Source organism: Streptomyces graminilatus (assembly GCF_001418565.1).
Lineage (GTDB): Bacteria > Actinomycetota > Actinomycetes > Streptomycetales > Streptomycetaceae > Streptomyces > Streptomyces graminilatus.
The window spans coordinates 24,071-41,271 of the sequence record NZ_LIQQ01000300.1 but is presented as its reverse complement, the minus strand read 5'-3'; the positions used below and the strand labels follow the sequence as shown (position 1 = coordinate 41,271).

Sequence of the window (17,201 nt, the reverse complement as noted above, 5' to 3'; positions counted from 1 at the left end):
GTCCTCGGGGGCGGAGCCCCCGAGGACGGGACGGGTAGGGGCGGCGGGGGCGCGGAATCCGGGGTCAGTGGCCCGGGCGTACCGTCACGTCGTTGATCTCCGCGTCGCGGGGGAGGTCCAGCGCCAGCAGGATCGTCGTCGCCACCGACTCCGGGTCGATCCACTTCGACGGGTCGTACTCCTTGCCCTCCTGCTGGTGCACCTTCGCCTGCATCGGGCTCGCCGTCCGCCCCGGATACACCGTCGTCACCCGCACCCCGGCCCCGCGCTCCTCCTGCCGCAACGAGTCCGCCAGCGCCTTCAGGCCATGCTTGGACGCGGCGTACGCGGACCAGTCGGCCCCCGCACTCAGCCCCGCGCCGGAGTTCACGAAGACCACCTGGCCCTGGGAGGCCCGGAGTTGGGGCAGGAAATGCCGGGTCAGTTCAGCCGGGGCGATCAGGTTGACGTTCAGCTGGTGGCGCCAGGTCTTGGGGGTCAGCTCGCCGACCGGGCCCAGATCGACCACGCCCGCGATGTGCAGCAGGGAGTCCACCCGGTCCGGCAGCGTCTGGTGGGAGAACGCCCAGGACAGCCGGTCGGGGTCGGCCAGGTCACCCACCAGCGTCGTCGCCCCCGGGAACTCCGCCGCCAGCTCCTTCGCGCGGCCCGCGTCACGCGCGTGCAGCACGATTTCGTCCCCGCGCGCGTGCAGCCGCCTCGCGACCGCCGCACCGATGCCCGAACCCGCTCCGGTGATCACATGTGTAGCCATACCCGCCATGCTCGCATCACGGGGCAGGCCCTCATGCCGCGCCCCGGCTCTCCTCCAGGTACGCCAGCGCCCCCACCGGCTCCTCCGCGAAGAACACCAACTCGGTGAGCGGGCGGGGCAGGAAGCCCTCCGCCTCCATGCGGCGGAACTGTTCCTTCAGTCCGTCGTAGAAGCCCGCCGTGTTGAGCAGCACGACCGGCATCTCCGTCTTGCCGTGCTTCTTCAGCTCCAGGATCTCCGTGGCCTCGTCGAGCGTTCCGGTGCCGCCGACCATGATCACGACGGCCTCGGCCTTCTCCAGCAGGAGCCGCTTGCGTTCCGCGAGGTCCCGCGCGGTCACCATCTCGTCGGCGTTCGGCCGTGCCTTGGCCACGAGGAAGTCCACCGAGACGCCCACCAGCCGGCCGCCCGCCTCCTGGACCCCGTCGGCGACCACCTTCATCAGGCCGACGTCCGAACCGCCCCAGACGAGCGTGTGGCCGCCCTTGCCCAGCAGCCTCGCGAACTCCCGCGCGGGGCGCGTGTAGCGGTCGTCCAGGTCGGCGGCGGAGAGGAAGACACAGATGTTCATGCCGTCACCGTACGCGGGACACTCACGGCACGTCAGCGGGAACAACCCGGGCGTCCCGAACGCTCTTCGGACATGACTGAAGGACACACGATCACCATTGAGCAGCACACCGCGCGCGTACGGGCCGTGCACGGCGGCCAGGTGCTCGCCGAGAGCGGGCGGGCCCTCGTACTGCGCGAGACGGGCTGTCCCCCGCGGTACTACCTCCCCGCCGAGGACGTCCGCCTCGACCTGCTGACCCCCTCCGAGACCCACACGTACTGCCCCTTCAAGGGCACCGCGTCCTACTGGTCCCTCCCGGACGCCGCCGACCTCGTCTGGGGGTACCCCGAGCCCAAGGCGGAGGTGGCCCTGATAAAGGACCACTTCTGCTTCTACGAGATCGAGACCCTGTAGAACCCGGCAAGCCTGTGCTCAGGCCACGCCCGCCGCGGTCCTGGTCGTCGTGGCGATCGTCGCCGAGCCGACGACACGGGTGCCGTCGTACAGGACGATCGCCTGGCCCGGCGCCACCCCGCGCACGGGCTCGGTGAACGTGACCTCCAGGGTGCCGTCGACCAGTTCGGCGGTCACCTCGGTCTCGCCGCCGTGGGCGCGCAGTTGGGCGGTGTAGGTGCCGGGGCCCGTGGGGGCCGCTCCGCACCAGCGGGGCCTGATCGCGGTGAGGCCGTCGACGTCGAGGGCGGCGGCCGGGCCGACCGTCACCGTGTTGTTCACCGGAGAGATGTCCAGGACGTAGCGCGGCTTGCCGTCGGCGGCCGGGGTGCCGATGCGCAGGCCCTTGCGCTGGCCGATGGTGAAGCCGTACGCGCCCTCGTGGGTGCCGATCTTCGCGCCCGACTCGTCGACGATGTCGCCCTCGGCGCGGCCCAGTCGCTTCGCCAGGAAGCCCTGGGTGTCGCCGTCGGCGATGAAGCAGATGTCGTGCGAGTCGGGCTTCTTGGCGACCGCGAGGCCGCGCCGCTCCGCCTCCGCGCGGATCTCGTCCTTGGTGGTGAGGGTGTCGCCGAGGGGGAACAGCGCGTGGGCGAGCTGGCGGTCGTCGAGCACACCGAGGACGTACGACTGGTCCTTGGCCATGTCCGAGGCGCGGTGCAGCTCGCGCGTGCCGTCCTCGCGGACGATCACCTGCGCGTAGTGGCCCGTGCAGACCGCGTCGAAGCCGAGGGCGAGGGCCTTGTCGAGGAGCGCGGCGAACTTGATCTTCTCGTTGCAGCGCAGGCACGGGTTCGGGGTGCGCCCCGCCTCGTACTCCGCGACGAAGTCGTCCACCACGTCCTCGCGGAAGCGGTCGGCGAGGTCCCACACGTAGAAGGGGATGCCGATGACGTCGGCCGCGCGGCGGGCGTCGTGGGAGTCCTCGATGGTGCAGCAGCCACGCGCGCCCGTGCGGAACGACTGCGGGTTCGCGGACAGGGCGAGGTGTACGCCCGTCACGTCATGGCCGGCTTCCGCCGCCCGGGCGGCGGCTACGGCGGAGTCCACGCCGCCGGACATGGCGGCCAGTACGCGGAGGGGCTGCTGCGAGGTGTGAGTCATAACCCCTCAAGGGTACGGGGCGTCGGGAACCGGGACGCGCGAGTATCCGTTGACGATCGCATGGAGGCAATACAGGCCCGGCGGGACGGCGACCGGCGGATCGGGCGGCGCGCCCTGCTCGTCGGCGGGGCGGTGGCGGCCGTCGCCACGGGCGTGCTCGCGCGGGACGAGCTGGGCCATCTGTGGTGGCGCATACCCGGGGTGTCCAAGCCGCGCAAGGAGGGCGACGTCGACTACGCGGGGGCGCGCTGGGTGGCGGCCTCACCGGCGAACTGGCGGATGGCGGACCGGCCCGACGACTACGACGTGGACCGGGTGGTCATCCATGTCACCCAGGGCGGCTACGCGAGCGCGGTGAAGGTCTTCCGGGACCCGGCGCACGGCGCGGCGGCGCACTACATCGTCCGTAAGGACGGGCGCGTCACGCAGTTGATCCGCGAGCTGGACGTGGCGTTCCACGCGGGCAACCGGGAGTACAACGAGCGGAGCGTCGGCATCGAGCACGAGGGTTTCGTGGAGAGACCCGAGGACTTCACGGACGCGATGTACGCCGCCTCGGCGCGGCTGACGGCCGGGATCTGCGCGCGGTACGGCATACCCGTCGACCGGGAGCACATCATCGGGCATGTGGAGGTGCCGGGCACCGACCACACCGACCCCGGGAAGGGCTGGGACTGGAAGAAGTACCTGCGCCTGGTCGAAGCGGCTTCCGCCTCCCCTGCCACCAGCACCGTGTAACGATCGGCCCCCGGACAGGCCCTAACTCAGCCCGGCCGCCCTGGCCCGTTCCACCACGGGGCCGATCGCCTTCGTCACCGCCTCCACGTCCGCCTGGGTGGAGGTGTGGCCGAGGGAGAAGCGGAGGGTGCCGCGGGCCAGGTCGGGATCCGTGCCGGTGGCCAGGAGGACATGGCTGGGCTGGGCCACGCCGGCCGTGCAGGCGGACCCCGTCGAGCACTCGATGCCCTGGGCGTCCAGCAGGAGCAGCAGGGAGTCGCCCTCGCAGCCGGGGAAGGTGAAGTGCGCGTTGGCGGGCAGCCGGTCCACCGGGTCGCCGCCCAGGATGGCGTCCGGCACCACCCTGCGCACCTCCTCGATCAGGGAGTCGCGCAGGGCGCCGATCTCGTGCGCGAACCACTGCTGCTGCTCGGCGGCGATCCGCCCGGCCACCGCGAAGGAGGCGACGGCCGGCACGTCGAGGGTCCCGGAGCGTACGTGCCGCTCCTGACCACCACCGTGCAGCACGGGTACGGGGCTGTACTCACGGCCGAGCAGCAGTGCGCCGATGCCGTACGGGCCGCCGACCTTGTGGCCGGAGACGGTCATCGCGGCGAGCCCGGAGTCGGTGAAGGAGACCGGCACCTGGCCGAAGGCCTGCACGGCGTCGGCATGCAGGGGCACGCCGAACTCGCTTGCCACGTCGGCGAGTTCACGGACCGGCGTGATTGTGCCGATCTCGTTGTTGGCCCACATCACGGTGGCCAGGGCCACACTGCCGGGGTCGCGGGCGATGGCCTCGCGCAGGGCGTCGGGGTGGACCCGGCCGTACGGGTCGACGGGGAGGTACTCGATTTCGGCGCCCTCGTGCTCGCCGAGCCAGTGCACGGCGTCGAGGACGGCGTGGTGCTCGACGGGGCTGGCGAGGACGCGGACGCGGGCCGGATCGGCGTCCCGGCGGGCCCAGTACAGGCCCTTGACGGCGAGGTTGTCGGCCTCGGTGCCGCCGGAGGTGAACACGACCTCGCTGGGCCGGGCGCCGAGCGATTCGGCGAGCGTCTCCCGGGCCTCCTCGACCGTGCGTCTGGCCCTGCGGCCCGCCGCGTGGAGTGAGGAGGCGTTACCGGTGACGCCCAGTTGCGCGGTCAATGCCTCGACCGCCTCCGGAAGCATCGGGGTGGTCGCGGCGTGGTCGAGGTATGCCATGGTGCCGTGATTCTACGGCGCCCCGGTGACCGCGCCATGGCCGAGGCCTTTCCGCGCCGTACCCATCCGTGTCCGTCCGCGTGAAGTACGGCACCCCGCACGGCAGACGGGGGCGGGTGGCTGTCTGCGCGGGTGTCAGAAGCTCCACGAGACGGTGCTGTCGAGCTGTAGGACGGTGACCAGGACGACCAGGTCGGCCACTCCGAGGCCGAGGCCCAGCAGGGCCCGGCCGGGCCGCTCGGTGCCGCGCCAGAGGGCGACGAGGGCCAGCGTGATGGCCACTGGGCCGAGGAAGACGTTGAGGACCAGCAGGCCCAGCAGGCCGAGGACGAAGGACGCGACGGCCATGCCGTCGGCGTCGCGGGGGACGGCGCGCTCGGTGCGGCCGGTGGCCGGTGCGGTGAGTCGCATGGGGGTCAGCTCCGACGGGCGAGGCGCTCACGGAGCGCGAAGGCGCCGAGCCAGGCGGCGATGCCGGCGGCGGCCAGGACGGTGAACGAGAGCGGGAGATGGGCGACGGCGCCCAGCGCCATGCCCAGCAGCAGAAGGGCGGCCACGAGGAAGAACATGGGGAGCTCCCTTTCCTTCGTTCTTTCGTTCGGTCTTTCGATCGTGATGATTCAGTGAACGCTTGTAGTAACATCTGTTCACTGACTTGCGAGTCTAGCGCGCCGCCCGGCTTTCCAATTACAGAGAACAGTTGTTAACTGCATGGCATGAGTCACACTGTCGGCATCCGCCAGGTCCAGAAGCAGAAGACCCGGCAGGCGCTCCTGGACGCGGCCCTCGGCCTGCTGGAGGACCAGAGCCTGAGCAGCCTCGGCCTGCGTGAGGTCACCCGCGCGGTCGGCGTCGCCCCGACCGCCTTCTACCGGCACTTCCGCTCCACCGCCGATCTGGGCGTCGCCCTCGTCGAGGAGGCGCTCGGCAGCCTTCACCCGATGATCGGTACGACGGTGTCCGGGTCCGGCGGGAGCGAGGACCGCATCGTCCGCGCGGTCGACCTGATCGCCGGTCACGTCCGGGCGCAGCCCGCGCACGTCCGTTTCATCGCGCGCGAGCGGCACGGCGGGGTCCAGCCGGTGCGCGAGGCCATCCGGGAGCAACTGGACCGGTTCGCCGAGGAGGTGCGGGACGCGCTCGCCGAACAGCCCGAGTCCGAGGGCTGGACGCGGGAGGACCTGCTGATGCTGGCCGGCCTGTACGTCGACCAGATGCTGATGACCGCCTCCCAGTTCCTGGAGACGCTGGACGCCCCGGCGGAACGGCGCGAGCAGGTGGCCCGTCTGGCGACCCGCCGGATGCGCCTGATCGCCATCGGCCGCGGCCACTGGCTGGACTGATCCCGCGGTACCTGCCCGCAGGGCCCTCGGGCGGCTTGCGCTATCCGAGCCGTACGCTCGCCAACTGCCGCGACTGGGCGACGAGCCGGTCCGCGCTGTCCCAGACCTCGGCGTCCTCCTCCAGGAAGCCGCCCGCCAGGTTGCGGGTCGTTATGGAGACCCGCAGGGGCCCGGGGGCGGGCCGGCAGCGGACGTGCACGGTCAGTTCGACCGTCGGGACCCAGCCGATCAGGCCGATCTCGAACGCGGTCGGCGGCAGCGCGTCGACCGCGAGCAGCAGCGCGAGCGGGTCGACGTCGCGGCCGTCGGCGAGCCCGAACCAGGACCGCATCTCCCCCTTGCCGGAGGGTGTGCCGAGCGCCCAGCCGAGGGTGGCCGGATCGAGCTTGAGCCGCAGCCGGTCGGCGATGGCGGAGCCGCCGGGGACCGGGGCGGGTGCGTCCCGCGGGCCGAAACACCGGTCCATGGGCGGGAACGCGGGCGGCTCGGCGGTCGTACGGACGTCGTCGGGAAGCGCGTCCAGGTCGCCGTAGGAGGCGAGGACGCGGATCCGCTCGATCTCGTTGCCCTCGTCGTCGTACTGGAGGAGCGAGGCCGTGCCGGTCGACAGGGAGCGCCCGGTGCGGACCACTTCGGTGCGGACGACGGCCGGTCCCGGGCGGGACGCGGTGAGGTAGTGCGCCGAGACACTGAACGGGTCGCTGTGCGGGAGGGCGTCCGCGAGCGCGCGGCCCAGCACGGCCAGCAGATATCCGCCGTTGACGGCGTCGAAGACGGTCCAGCGGGCGGAGAGCACGGTGTCGTAGACACCGGGCGCGCGCCGGGTGACGGCGGTGTCGCGGTCGAACTCGCTGTCGCCGATGGTGGCTCGCCCGGTCTGCGCGGAGGCTGCTGCTTCTGGCATGCGTGAACGCTATCGCAGACACATACTAAGCGGTAGCTTTCTTTGCCGAGCTCGTGCGTGGCTGGAAACTTCCGCTTAGGTAAGTGCCCGGAATGTCTTGGGTAAGGGTTCGTTCGCAGCCGTGACCTCCGGCGCCGGACTAGCCTCATCAAAGACATGAGCCTCACCGGTACACCATTCCTCTTCACGACGATCGCGCTCGTCGCCATCGCCGTTCTGCTGCCCCTCGCCCTCTGGTCCCGGGTGCGCGGGCCCGCGCTCGTGCGTGGCGCCGCCCGGCTGCTGATGGTGCTGTTCGCCCAGGCCACCGCGGTCACCCTGGTGTTCCTGCTGGTGAACAACTCCAACAACCTGTACGACAACTGGAGCGACCTGCTCGGCACGGGCGACCACGTCCAGGCCGCCGCCAACCTCGGCGCCGACGGCACCGGCGGCATCTCGCTGCGCAAGCTGCCGAAGGTCAAGCAGGAGTTCCATCTGGCGAACGGGCCCGGTATGCACGCGGCCGGTGGCGTCCAGGTCACCAACCTCAGGGGCCGGGTCTCGGGCGTCGACGCCGAGGTCTACGTCTGGCTGCCGCCTCAGTACCACGAGGCCGCCTACGCGCACCGCAAGTTCCCGGTCGTCGAGCTGCTGCCGGGCTACCCGGGCTCGGCGAAGTCCTGGTTCGGTTCGCTGCACGCGCCCCAGCAACTGCTGCCGCTGATGAAGAGCGGCCAGGTCACGCCCTTCATCCTGGTGTCGCCGCGTACGACGCTGATCGCCGACGCGGACACGGGCTGTGCCAACATCCCGGGCCGGGTCAACGCGGACACCTGGCTCAGCGTCGACGTGCCGAAGATGGTCACGGACAACTTCCGGGCCGAGAGCGGGCCGGGCGGCTGGGCCGTCGCCGGGTACTCGGCGGGTGCGCACTGCGCGGCCAAGCTGGCCATCGCGCACCCCGACCGCTACCGGGCCGGGGTCTCCATGTCCGGCTACAACGACCCCGCCGGGGAACCCCTCTCGCTGGCCGCCCGGACCCCTCAGCTGCGGGCCGCGAACAATCCGTACCTGATCCTCAAGCACGACCGCGTCGCGCCCGCCGTCTCGCTCTACGTCTCCGGCGAGTCCGGGGACGGGTACGAGGCCGGTGTCGCCCTCCAGAAGGTCGCCAAGGCGCCCACGGCGGTCGACGTGGTGTTCCTGCCGCGCAGCGACGGCGGCCACAACATGGCGCTGTGGCGGCCCCAGATCACCACGGTGTTCCGCTGGCTGACCCAGCAGTTCGACGCGGGCGGCCAGAAGGCCACCGGCACCACGACCGGTTCTACCCTGCGGACTCCTCGTCACGAGCCGTCGACCTCCGGTGCCACGCACGCGGCGCTCGCCAGTGGAACCGCATCGCGAGCAGCCGCAGTACGAAAGCCGTGACGACCGCCAGCCCGCTGGTGAACGGGTTGAGCGCGTCCTCACGTATGCACAGGACGACCAGCGCGGAACCGACGATCGCCGGCACCGCGTACAGGTCACGGTCCCAGCGCAGCAGCGAGGGAACCTCGTTGGCGAGTACGTCACGCAGCACTCCGCCGCCCACCGCGGTCGCGAGACCGAGGGCGGCGGAGGCGGTGAGGCCGAGACCGTGGTCGTACGCCTTCACCGTGCCCGTGACACAGAACAGCCCGAGCCCCGCCGCGTCGAACACGTTGACGCCCGCCTGGATGCGCTCCACCTCCGGATGGAGGAAGAAGACGAGCAGGGCGGCGAACAGCGGGGTCAGGAAGTACCCGAGATCCGTGAACGCGGCCGGCGGCACCGCCCCGATGATCACATCCCGCAGCAGCCCGCCGCCCAGTGCGGTGACCTCGGCGAGCACGGCGATCCCGAACACGTCGAAGTTCTTCCGGACGGCGAGCAGGGCGCCGGAGATCGCGAACACGAAGATGCCGGCGACGTCCAGGGCATGCTGGACGGACGGACTGAAGAGCTGCTGAATCACCCCCACATTCTGACGCAGAAACGATCGTTCACCTTACAAAGCAAGGCCAGGCGCGTTCGGCCTCTTAGATGGCGGGCTTGCCGGCCGTGAAGAGCCAGGTCTGGAACAGATCGTCGAGCTGCTTGCCGCTGATCTTCTCCGCGAGCCTGACGAAATCGTCCGTGTTCGCGTTGCCGTACCGGTGGAGCCTGGTCCAGGTGGGCAGCAGCTCGAAGAAGGCGGCGTCCCCGATGCGTTCGCGGAGCATCTGGAGGGTCATCGCGCCGCGCTGGTAGACGGCCGAGGAGAACATGGTGTCGCGCTGCGGGTCGCCGACGCGGATCTGCCAGAAGGGGCTCTCGGCGGAGCGCGAGTTGTACCCGGCGAGGAAGGAGTCGTGCGCCGAGCGGGTGCCCTTGTGCTCGGCCCACAGCCACTGGGCGTAGGTCGCGAAGCCCTCGTTGAGCCAGATGTCCTTCCAGCGGTCCACCGACACGGAGTCGCCGAACCACTGATGGGCCAGCTCGTGCACGATGGTCGTCTCGCTGCGCACGGCCGAGTAGACCGGCTTGGTCTGCGTCTCCAGCGAGAACCCGGCCTCCGGCATGTCGTCGACGATGGCCCCGGTCTCGTCGAACGGGTACGGCCCGAAGACCTGCGACCAGTAGTCGGTGGCCTCGGCCGTCACCCCGTACACGTCGACGCTGTTGCCGTTGGCCAGCACCGGATCGATCGCGACGTAGATCGGCGTCCCGCCGGGCGTGACACCCGTCCTGACGTCGAACTTCCCGATGGTCGCGGTGGCGAGGTAGGTCGCCATCGGCTTCTTCTCGCGCCAGTGGGTGTAGGTCGAGCCGCCCTTGTCGTACGTCGAGACCAGCCGGCCGTTGGAGACGCCGGTCAGCCCCTTCGGCGCCTTGATCCGGATGTCGAAGGCGGCCTTGTCGGAGGGGTGGTCGCTGGACGGGAACCAGGTGGAGGCCGCGTTGGGCTCGCAGGCGACGAAGACGCCGTCGGTGGTCTTCATCCACCCGTAGCTGGAACCGAAGACGATCGGCCCGCCGAGCGCCTCGGGCACGCCGCCGTAGGTGACGGTGACCGTGAACTGCCGTCCCTTGGACAGGAAGCCCTTGGGCGTGACGCGTATCTCGTCGCCCTCGCGCGTGAACTCGGCGCCCTTGCCGTTCACTTCGACCCGCGTGACCTCCAGCTTCTGGAGGTCCAGGTCGAAGGACGAGAGGTTCTGGGTGGCGCGGGCGGTGATGGTCGTACGACCGTCGAGACGGTCGGTGTCCGGGTCGTAGGCGAGGTCGAGGGCGTAATGGCGGGCATCGAATCCGCCGTTGCCGGCCTGCGGGAAGTAGGAGTCGCCGATGCCGTCGGCACCCGGGGTCGGGTGGGCGGAGGCGGCGATGACAAGGAAGGAGGCCGCCGCGGTTGCGAGGGCCCCTAAACGTGCCGAACGGGAGAGTGCCATGAGTCGGCCCTTTCGATCGTGTACCGGTCGGATGAGACGGCACGTACGACCCTGCGCTCTCCCGTTCGATCATGTGCATGACTTTGCCAACTCGTCATGCGACACCCATTGTTCGATGCCCAGCAATTCTTCTTGTCTCCGGCGATGCCGAACAGGGGACCGTCCTCGCATCAGGCACCTCGATCCCGCCCGCGAATTCCGTCGGCCGGGAGTTCCGGGAGACCGGCTCCCGCTGAATCAATGACCCTGATTCAGCAAAACGTGTGCGCCCCGGATATCAGTTCGCTGATATCCGGGGCGCACACGTCGGTGGAAATATTCTATTGCTTGCCGTCCTCGGTGGTCCCCTCGGACGTGGCTTCGCCGTCCTCGGCCGCCACCTCCTCGGCCACCGCCGCCGATGTCCCCGCCGGCTCCGCCGGCACCTCGGCGGCCACCAGTGTCGCGGCCTCCTTGGCGGCCGACAGCAGCACCGTGTCCTGCGGGGCCTGGTCCTCGAAGTTCTCCGGGTGGTGACAGGCGACGCGCTGACCGGGCTTCAGCTCCACGAGCTGCGGCTCGACCGTCGTGCAGACCTGCGTCGCCTTCCAGCACCGGGTGTGGAACCGGCAGCCGCTCGGCGGTGAGATCGGCGAGGGCACGTCACCCTGGAGGAGGATGCGCTCGCTCTTCGCCGCCCTGCGTCGCGGGTCCGGGATCGGCACGGCCGACATCAGCGCCTTGGTGTACGGGTGCATCGGCGCCTTGTAGAGCGACTCGCGGTCGGCCAGCTCCACGATCTTGCCGAGGTACATCACCGCGATCCGGTCCGAGACGTGCCGGACGACCGAGAGGTCGTGCGCGATGATCACATAGGTCAGGCCCAGCTCCTGCTGGAGGTCGTCCATCAGGTTGACGACCTGGGCCTGGATCGACACGTCCAGCGCGGAGACCGGCTCGTCCGCCACGACCAGCTTCGGCTTCAGGGCGAGCGCGCGGGCGATACCGATGCGCTGGCGCTGACCGCCGGAGAACTCGTGCGGATAGCGGTTGTAGTGCTCGGGGTTGAGGCCCACGACCGACAGCAGCCGCTGGACCTCCTTCTTGATGCCGCCCTCGGGCTCGACACCCTGGAGCCGGAAGGGCGCGCTGATGATCGTGCCGATGGTGTGCCGCGGGTTCAGCGACGAGTACGGGTCCTGGAAGATCATCTGAACGTCGCGGCGCAGCGGACGCATCCCGCCGACACCGAGGTGCGTGATGTCCTGGCCCTCGAACTCGACCGTGCCGGCGGTCGGTTCGAGCAGCCGCGTGATCAGCCGGCCCATGGTCGACTTGCCGCAGCCGGACTCGCCCACGACGCCCAGGGTCTCCCCGGACTTCACCTCGAAGTCGATGCCGTCGACCGCGCGCACCGCGCCGACCTGCCGCTGGAGCAGGCCCTTACGGATCGGGAAGTGCTTCTGGAGGCCGGTCACCTTCAGCAGGGTCTCGCCGGGTGCGGCGTCCCTGGCGAGGACGGCGCCCTCGTTCCGCGCGGGATTCGTCACTGCCGCGTCCTCGCGTTTCTCGCTCACAGCTTCGGCGCAATCTCTTCGGTCCAGATACGCTCCCGCTGCTCCTGCGTCATGTGGCAGGCGGCCCAGTGCCGACTGCCGACCTCGGCCAGTTCGGGACGGACCGTACGGGTGACGTTGTCCTTGGGGACGTCCGCGTACGGGCAACGCGGGTTGAAGGCGCAGCCGGACGGGATGTTGATGAGGGAGGGCGGGGAGCCCTTGACCGGGATGAGGCGCTCCTGCTGGTCACGGTCCAGGCGCGGCATCGAGCCGAGCAGACCCCAGGTGTAGGGGTGGCGCGGCTCGTAGAACACCTTCTCGGCCGGTCCTCGTTCGACGCAGCGGCCGCCGTACATCACCAGGAGGTCGTCGGCCAGTTCGGCGACGACGCCCAGGTCGTGGGTGATGATGATGACCGCGGAGCCGAACTCCTTCTGCAGATCACGGATGAGGTCGAGGATCTGCGCCTGGACGGTCACGTCCAGGGCGGTCGTCGGCTCGTCCGCGATGAGCAGTTCGGGGTTGTTGACCAGCGACATCGCGATCATCGCGCGCTGGCGCATACCGCCCGAGAACTCGTGCGGGTAGCTGTCGACCCGCTTGTCCGGCTGCGGGATGCCGACCCGGTCGAGCATCTCCACGGCACGGCGCCTGGCCGTCTTCTTGTCGACCTTGTTGTGGATGCGGTACGCCTCCACGATCTGCTGGCCGATCGTGTAGTACGGGTGCAGCGCCGACAGCGGGTCCTGGAAGATCATCGACATCTCGCGGCCGCGCAGCTTGCGCACGTACTCCGCGTCGGCGGACAGCAGTTCCGTGCCGTCCAGCCAGATCTCGCCGGTCACCTGGGCCTTGCGCTTGCCGTACTGGCCGGTGGTGTGCAGGCCCATGATGCCGAGCGAGGTCACCGACTTGCCGGAGCCCGACTCGCCCACGATGCCGAGGGTCTTGCCCTTCTCCAACTGGAAGGTGAGCCCGTCGACGGACTTGACCAGGCCGTCGTCGGTCGGGAAGTGCACCCTCAGGTCGCGCACTTCGAGGAAGGCGGTCGGCGCCGGCGAAGCGGTGGTGGGCTCGCCCACGGCCGCTCCGCTCTTGCTGAGCTCGGTCATGACAGCCTCACTCGGGGGTCGATCACGGCGTACAGGACATCCACCACGAGGTTGGCGAGGAGCACCGCGAGAGAGGTGATCAGGGTGACACCCAGGATGATGGGCAGGTCCTGGTTCTTGATGCCGTTGAGCACGGCCTGGCCCAGTCCGGGAAGACTGAACGTGGTCTCGGTCAGGATCGCGCCGCCGATGAGAGCGCCGAGGTCCATGCCGAGCATGGTCAGGATGGGCGTCATCGTCGAGCGCATGGCGTGCTTGCCGATGACGGTCTGTTCCTTGAGGCCCTTCGCCCGCGCGGTACGGATGTAGTCCTCGCCCAGGATCTCCAGCATCGTGGCGCGGGTGATCCGGGCGTACATCGCCGCGTACAGGAAGGCGAGGGTGATCCACGGCAGGATCATGCCGCCGAGCCAGCCGGTGAAGCTCTGCTCGATGGGCACGTACTGCGCGTCGATCCAGCCCAGACCGTAGGAGAAGATCGCCAGGCTGAGCAGACCGGTGAAGTAGATGGGAAGGGAGACACCGGCGAGGGCGATGACCATCGCGCCGCGGTCCCACAGGCTGCCCCGCTTGAGCGCGGAGAGCACACCCGCCGAGACACCGAAGAGCAGCCACAGCACAGCGGCACCGAGCGCGAGCGACAGGGTCACCGGGAGGCGGTCGGTCAGCACCGGCCAGATGGCCTGCTCGCTGCGGAAGGAGTAGCCGAAGCAGGGCGCGGAGCAGTGCGTGACATCGCCGCCGGCCGCGTAGGTACGGCCCGTGAAGATGCCCTTGAAGAACTCCCAGACCTGGGAGTAGATCGGGTCACCGAGGCCCAGCTTCACCCGGATCGCCTCGACGGCGGCGGGGTCGGCCTGCTTGCCCACGAAGCTCAGGGCGGGGTCCACGCCCGCCCACTTCGGGACAAGGAAGAAGATGCAGAAGACCACCACGATGATGACCACCAGCATCACTGCGGCGGCGAACAGCCGCCTGATGAGGTAAGCGAGCACAGCTCTCGGCCCGCTGCGGGAGCGCGGGCCACCGGAGTCCGTCCGATGGCCCACGCTCCCGCCGCGCCGGCCTTCACCTGCCTTTCGTGCCGTTCGGCGGGTGTGCCGGGATTACTTCGTGGACTTCAGACCGAGGTTGACGAAGTCGTACACGCCGCTGTAGCCGTCGGTCGTGTAGACGTTCGCCAGTCGGTTGGAGCGCCAGTTGATGTACTTCTCGAAGACGAAGGGCAGGTAGTAACCGCCCTCCATGACCTTGTGGTTGATGTCGGTGGCGATCTTCGCCTTGCCCGCGTCGTCCAGCGTGGTGTTGTACTGGTCGAACAGGCCGTCGATCGCCTTGTCCTTGATCAGGCCGAAGTTGTTGTTACCGCTCTGCAGGATGTACTTGCTGTCCCACAGCGGCAGACCGAAGCCCTGGACGGACGAGAAGTCGGCGCCCCAGCCCATGATGATGATGCCGTAGCCCTTCTTCTTCACGTTCGAAGGGCTGCCGATGATGCCGGAGGTCTGCGAACCGTCGTACTGGTCGATGTCGGCGTCGATGCCGACCTTCTTCAGCGACGCCTGGAGCGACGTGGCCGTGGCCACCTCGGTCGGGCGGTTGTTGCGGACCGCGATGGTGGTCTTGAAGCCGTTCGGCTGACCGCAGGCCTTCAGCTCTTCCTTGGCCTTGGCGACGTTGCCGTTCTTGTTCGCGGTGGCGAGCTGGTACGGGTCGTACTTCTGGCCCTCGGAGCCCGGAACGGACGGCGGGAGCATGTTGGTGCCGATGTCACCACCGGCGACCGGGCCACCGCGCGCGGTCTGCAGCGACACGTGGTCGGCGCCGTAGATCACCGCGTTGCGGCAGTGGATGTTGTCGAACGGCTTCACGCTCTGCGGGAAGACGGCGTAGCGGATGTAACCCGAGGTCGGGTTGTCCACGTTGGCCTTGTGCTCCTTGAGCGCGGTGGCGCGCCCCTGGGCCTGGAGGCCGGTCTGGCCGATGTCCAGGTCGTAGTCACCAGCGATCAGACGCGAGTCCAGGTCGTTGGCGTTGGTGAAGAACTTGATCGAGATCTTGTCCGGGTAGGCCTTGCGGATCGGGTCCGAGGCCGCCTTCCACGCGGTGTTGCGGACCAGCACCAGGTCCTTGCCGGGGTCGTACGACTCGAACTTGTACGGACCGGAGGAGAACGGCTTCAGGCCGTACTTGGACTTGGTGTCCTTGTCCTGGCGGACCGGGGAGGCCGAGGTCAGACCCAGCATGTACTCGAAGTCCGAGTTGGCCGCGGGCAGCTTGAAGATGATGGTCTTCGCGTCCGGCGTCTCGATGGCCTTCAGGCCCAGGTGGTCCTTGGACGTGTCCTTGTAGGGGCCCTTGTACTCGCCCTTGGGGTCCAGCACGTCCTTCAGGTAGATCGGACCGCCGGACAGCACGTCCTGCGCCCACACGCGCTCGATGCCGTACTTGATGTCCTGGGACGTGATCGGCTTGCCGTCCTCCCAGGTCGCGCCGTCACGCAGCGTGTACGTGTAGGTCTTGCCGTCGTCGCTGACCTTGGCGAGCCCGGTGGCGAGGTCGGGGGTGATCTGGGCGCCGGCCTTGCCGGGTTCCGGCTTGTACGTGACGAGCTGGCGGCTGTAGTAGCGGGAGAAGTTCCACATGAAGCCGTAGTAGCCACGCGTGGTGTCCCACGAGTCGGCGTCCTGCGAAGCGGCGAACTTCAGCTCGCCGCCCTTCTTCACCAGCGAGGCCTGGGCGACCTTGTTGTTGGCGGCGTCGAAGCCGGCGGCACCGGTCTTAGAGCCGCTGTTGTCGTCCTTGCCTCCGCCGCCGCACGCCGCCGTGGTGAGCAGCGCGGCGACCACGGCGGTAGCGGCCATGGCCTGCTTGCGCCGCCCTGAGGTGCGTTGGGTAGTCACGATCTCGGATCCTCCGAATTGATGAGAGACCCCGTGCAAGGTCCACGGGTCGCTGGGCGTACGGCGGTTCAGCGGGAGCCCTTCGGGTCGAGCGCGTCACGCACGCCGTCGCCGAAGAGGTTGAAGGCAAGAACGGTGATGAAGATCGCCAGACCCGGGACCACCATGTACATGGGGTCCGAGTCGTAGTAGTCGATCGCTGCCGAGAGCATCTGGCCCCACGAGGACGTGGGCGGCTTGACGCCCACGCCGAGGAAGCTGAGGGCCGCCTCGGTGAGAATGTTGGTGGGAATCATCATCGTCGTGTACACGATGATCGGGGCGACGAGGTTGGGCAGCAGTTCCTTGAACAGGATGTAGAGCCGCCCGGCGCCGAGGGAGCGGGCCGCCTCGACGTACTCGCGCTCACGCAGCGAGAGTGTCTGACCGCGTACCACGCGCCCGATGTAGGGCCAGCCGAAGAAACCGATGACGAGGATCATCACGAACAGCCGTACGCCGGTACCGGTCAGGCCCAGCATCTGGTTCGGCATGACGGAGACCAGCGCGATGATGAACAGGAGCTGGGGGAAGGCGAGCAGACCGTCCATCACCCGGCTGACGGCCGAGTCCACCCAGCCGCCGAAGAAACCGGCCAGGATGCCGAGGACGGTCCCGAGGACCACGGCGACGAGCGCGGACAGGAAGCCCACGAGGAGCGAGATCCGGGCGCCGTAGACGATACGGGCGAAGATGTCGCGGCCGCTGACCGGTTCGACGCCGAAGTAGTGATCGGCGCTGACTCCGCCCAGCGAACCCTTGGGCGTACCGAAGAGCGGATCGATCAGGTTCTCGTGGTAGGCGTCGGGGTCCTGCCCCGCGATCAGCGGCGCGAACATCGCGACCAGGACCAGCAGGACCACCACCATGCCGCCGGCGAGAGCGAGCCTGTCCCGCTTGAGTCGCTCCCAGGCGATCCGGCCCAGCGAACGGCCCTGGACGGCCTTCGCTTCGGCGCCGGCCAACGCCGCTTCCTCGGCCGCACTCGGGGCCGTTTCCGCGGTCGGCTCGTGCAGTGGTGCCGTCATCTGGCAGGGACCCCTCTCAACCGGCGGCAGCCGGCTCACACTTGCCACTCGTAGCGGCGTGATTAATCCGTAGTACGCAGGGGAGAACGCCCCTTGTTGCGGGAGTCTTCAAC

18 protein-coding genes are annotated in these 17,201 nt (G+C 69.2%); 4 read left to right on the top strand and 14 right to left on the bottom strand.

The features are described 5' to 3' along the window. Positions 1-64 precede the first annotated feature (64 nt). Together AOK08_RS24880 and AOK08_RS24875 are read right to left on the bottom strand one after the other, a co-directional pair. A complete protein-coding gene (locus AOK08_RS24880) occupies positions 65-763 on the bottom strand; it encodes an SDR family oxidoreductase (RefSeq protein ID WP_055529996.1) in 699 nt (232 codons plus the stop codon). A gap of 22 nt (positions 764-785) precedes the next feature. Further along, positions 786-1,325 carry an LOG family protein gene (locus AOK08_RS24875; RefSeq protein ID WP_055529994.1) on the bottom strand — a complete coding sequence of 180 codons (540 nt, stop codon included), beginning with the start codon at positions 1,323-1,325 and terminating at the stop codon, positions 786-788. Between the two features lie 72 nt (positions 1,326-1,397). Between AOK08_RS24875 and AOK08_RS24870 the strand changes: the two genes are divergently transcribed. After that, positions 1,398-1,721 carry a DUF427 domain-containing protein gene (locus AOK08_RS24870; protein WP_055529991.1) on the top strand — a complete coding sequence of 108 codons (324 nt, stop codon included), beginning with the start codon at positions 1,398-1,400 and terminating at the stop codon, positions 1,719-1,721. A gap of 18 nt (positions 1,722-1,739) precedes the next feature. Here AOK08_RS24870 and mnmA read toward each other — a convergent pair whose 3' ends face one another. Beyond that, positions 1,740-2,864 carry a tRNA 2-thiouridine(34) synthase MnmA gene (gene mnmA, locus AOK08_RS24865; RefSeq protein WP_055529990.1) on the bottom strand — a complete coding sequence of 375 codons (1,125 nt, stop codon included), beginning with the start codon at positions 2,862-2,864 and terminating at the stop codon, positions 1,740-1,742. Between the two features lie 60 nt (positions 2,865-2,924). Here mnmA and AOK08_RS24860 point away from each other — a divergent pair, with 60 nt between their 5' ends. After that, on the top strand, positions 2,925-3,602 hold the full coding sequence (locus tag AOK08_RS24860) for an N-acetylmuramoyl-L-alanine amidase (RefSeq protein ID WP_055529988.1): 678 nt from the start codon (positions 2,925-2,927) through the stop codon (positions 3,600-3,602). Between the two features lie 21 nt (positions 3,603-3,623). Here AOK08_RS24860 and AOK08_RS24855 read toward each other — a convergent pair whose 3' ends face one another. The 3 genes from AOK08_RS24855 to AOK08_RS46655 form a co-directional block, all read right to left on the bottom strand. Then, the gene (locus AOK08_RS24855) at positions 3,624-4,787 is read right to left on the bottom strand and encodes a cysteine desulfurase family protein (protein ID WP_055529986.1); all 1,164 of its coding nucleotides are present in this window, start codon (positions 4,785-4,787) and stop codon (positions 3,624-3,626) included. Positions 4,788-4,922: 135 nt separating this feature from the next. Next, positions 4,923-5,198, bottom strand: coding sequence for a hypothetical protein (locus AOK08_RS24850; protein ID WP_055529984.1), 276 nt, complete (start codon positions 5,196-5,198; stop codon positions 4,923-4,925). Positions 5,199-5,203: 5 nt separating this feature from the next. Further along, positions 5,204-5,356 carry a hypothetical protein gene (locus AOK08_RS46655; RefSeq protein WP_198539380.1) on the bottom strand — a complete coding sequence of 51 codons (153 nt, stop codon included), beginning with the start codon at positions 5,354-5,356 and terminating at the stop codon, positions 5,204-5,206. 147 nt (positions 5,357-5,503) lie between these two features. Here AOK08_RS46655 and AOK08_RS24845 point away from each other — a divergent pair, with 147 nt between their 5' ends. After that, positions 5,504-6,130 carry a TetR family transcriptional regulator gene (locus AOK08_RS24845; protein ID WP_055529982.1) on the top strand — a complete coding sequence of 209 codons (627 nt, stop codon included), beginning with the start codon at positions 5,504-5,506 and terminating at the stop codon, positions 6,128-6,130. A 40-nt stretch (positions 6,131-6,170) separates the two neighbouring features. Here the strand turns inward: AOK08_RS24845 and AOK08_RS24840 are convergent, their stop codons facing one another. After that, positions 6,171-7,034, bottom strand: a complete 864-nt coding sequence (locus AOK08_RS24840) for a thioesterase family protein (RefSeq protein ID WP_055529981.1) — start codon at positions 7,032-7,034, stop codon at positions 6,171-6,173. A 156-nt stretch (positions 7,035-7,190) separates the two neighbouring features. Here AOK08_RS24840 and AOK08_RS24835 point away from each other — a divergent pair, with 156 nt between their 5' ends. Beyond that, entirely contained in the window at positions 7,191-8,447 is a 1,257-nt protein-coding gene (locus AOK08_RS24835; RefSeq protein WP_055529979.1) for an alpha/beta hydrolase, read from the top strand. Here the strand turns inward: AOK08_RS24835 and AOK08_RS24830 are convergent. The 7 genes from AOK08_RS24830 to AOK08_RS24800 all read right to left on the bottom strand — a co-directional run bounded on the left by AOK08_RS24830 (position 8,344) and on the right by AOK08_RS24800 (position 17,088). Beyond that, the gene (locus AOK08_RS24830; protein WP_055529977.1) at positions 8,344-9,012 is read right to left on the bottom strand and encodes a trimeric intracellular cation channel family protein; all 669 of its coding nucleotides are present in this window, start codon (positions 9,010-9,012) and stop codon (positions 8,344-8,346) included. The two genes, AOK08_RS24835 and AOK08_RS24830, sit on opposite strands and share 104 nt — an antisense overlap. A 64-nt stretch (positions 9,013-9,076) precedes the next feature. Further along, entirely contained in the window at positions 9,077-10,468 is a 1,392-nt protein-coding gene (locus AOK08_RS24825) for a M1 family metallopeptidase (RefSeq protein WP_055529975.1), read from the bottom strand. Between the two features lie 320 nt (positions 10,469-10,788). Next, complete coding sequence (locus AOK08_RS24820; protein ID WP_241827077.1) at positions 10,789-11,997, bottom strand: ABC transporter ATP-binding protein; 1,209 nt, start codon at positions 11,995-11,997, stop codon at positions 10,789-10,791. Between the two features lie 23 nt (positions 11,998-12,020). Next, on the bottom strand, positions 12,021-13,118 hold the full coding sequence (locus AOK08_RS24815; RefSeq protein WP_055529972.1) for an ABC transporter ATP-binding protein: 1,098 nt from the start codon (positions 13,116-13,118) through the stop codon (positions 12,021-12,023). Further along, positions 13,115-14,113 carry an ABC transporter permease gene (locus AOK08_RS24810; protein ID WP_055529970.1) on the bottom strand — a complete coding sequence of 333 codons (999 nt, stop codon included), beginning with the start codon at positions 14,111-14,113 and terminating at the stop codon, positions 13,115-13,117. The genes AOK08_RS24815 and AOK08_RS24810 overlap by 4 nt, the downstream gene beginning before the upstream one ends. A gap of 111 nt (positions 14,114-14,224) precedes the next feature. Next, on the bottom strand, positions 14,225-16,021 hold the full coding sequence (locus tag AOK08_RS24805; protein ID WP_055529968.1) for an ABC transporter substrate-binding protein: 1,797 nt from the start codon (positions 16,019-16,021) through the stop codon (positions 14,225-14,227). 68 nt (positions 16,022-16,089) lie between these two features. Then, positions 16,090-17,088 (bottom strand): ABC transporter permease, encoded by a 999-nt coding sequence (locus AOK08_RS24800; protein ID WP_055529967.1) that lies wholly within the window; start codon positions 17,086-17,088, stop codon positions 16,090-16,092. Between the last annotated feature and the right edge of the window lie 113 nt (positions 17,089-17,201).

Excerpts from the sequence above, each read along its gene's own strand:
- AOK08_RS24825 (WP_055529975.1), bottom strand. The coding sequence starts at position 10,468 with ATGGCACTCTCCCGTTCGGCACGTTTAGGGGCCCTCGCAACCGCGGCG.
- AOK08_RS24800 (WP_055529967.1), bottom strand. The coding sequence starts at position 17,088 with ATGACGGCACCACTGCACGAGCCGACCGCGGAAACGGCCCCGAGTGCG.
- AOK08_RS24845 (WP_055529982.1), top strand. The coding sequence starts at position 5,504 with ATGAGTCACACTGTCGGCATCCGCCAGGTCCAGAAGCAGAAGACCCGG.
- AOK08_RS24855 (WP_055529986.1), bottom strand. The coding sequence starts at position 4,787 with ATGGCATACCTCGACCACGCCGCGACCACCCCGATGCTTCCGGAGGCG.
- AOK08_RS24880 (WP_055529996.1), bottom strand. The coding sequence starts at position 763 with ATGGCGGGTATGGCTACACATGTGATCACCGGAGCGGGTTCGGGCATC.
- AOK08_RS24860 (WP_055529988.1), top strand. The coding sequence starts at position 2,925 with ATGGAGGCAATACAGGCCCGGCGGGACGGCGACCGGCGGATCGGGCGG.
- AOK08_RS24875 (WP_055529994.1), bottom strand. The coding sequence starts at position 1,325 with ATGAACATCTGTGTCTTCCTCTCCGCCGCCGACCTGGACGACCGCTAC.
- AOK08_RS24835 (WP_055529979.1), top strand. The coding sequence starts at position 7,191 with ATGAGCCTCACCGGTACACCATTCCTCTTCACGACGATCGCGCTCGTC.
- AOK08_RS24870 (WP_055529991.1), top strand. The coding sequence starts at position 1,398 with ATGACTGAAGGACACACGATCACCATTGAGCAGCACACCGCGCGCGTA.
- AOK08_RS24840 (WP_055529981.1), bottom strand. The coding sequence starts at position 7,034 with ATGCCAGAAGCAGCAGCCTCCGCGCAGACCGGGCGAGCCACCATCGGC.
- AOK08_RS46655 (WP_198539380.1), bottom strand. The coding sequence starts at position 5,356 with ATGTTCTTCCTCGTGGCCGCCCTTCTGCTGCTGGGCATGGCGCTGGGC.
- AOK08_RS24850 (WP_055529984.1), bottom strand. The coding sequence starts at position 5,198 with ATGCGACTCACCGCACCGGCCACCGGCCGCACCGAGCGCGCCGTCCCC.
- mnmA (WP_055529990.1), bottom strand. The coding sequence starts at position 2,864 with ATGACTCACACCTCGCAGCAGCCCCTCCGCGTACTGGCCGCCATGTCC.
- AOK08_RS24815 (WP_055529972.1), bottom strand. The coding sequence starts at position 13,118 with ATGACCGAGCTCAGCAAGAGCGGAGCGGCCGTGGGCGAGCCCACCACC.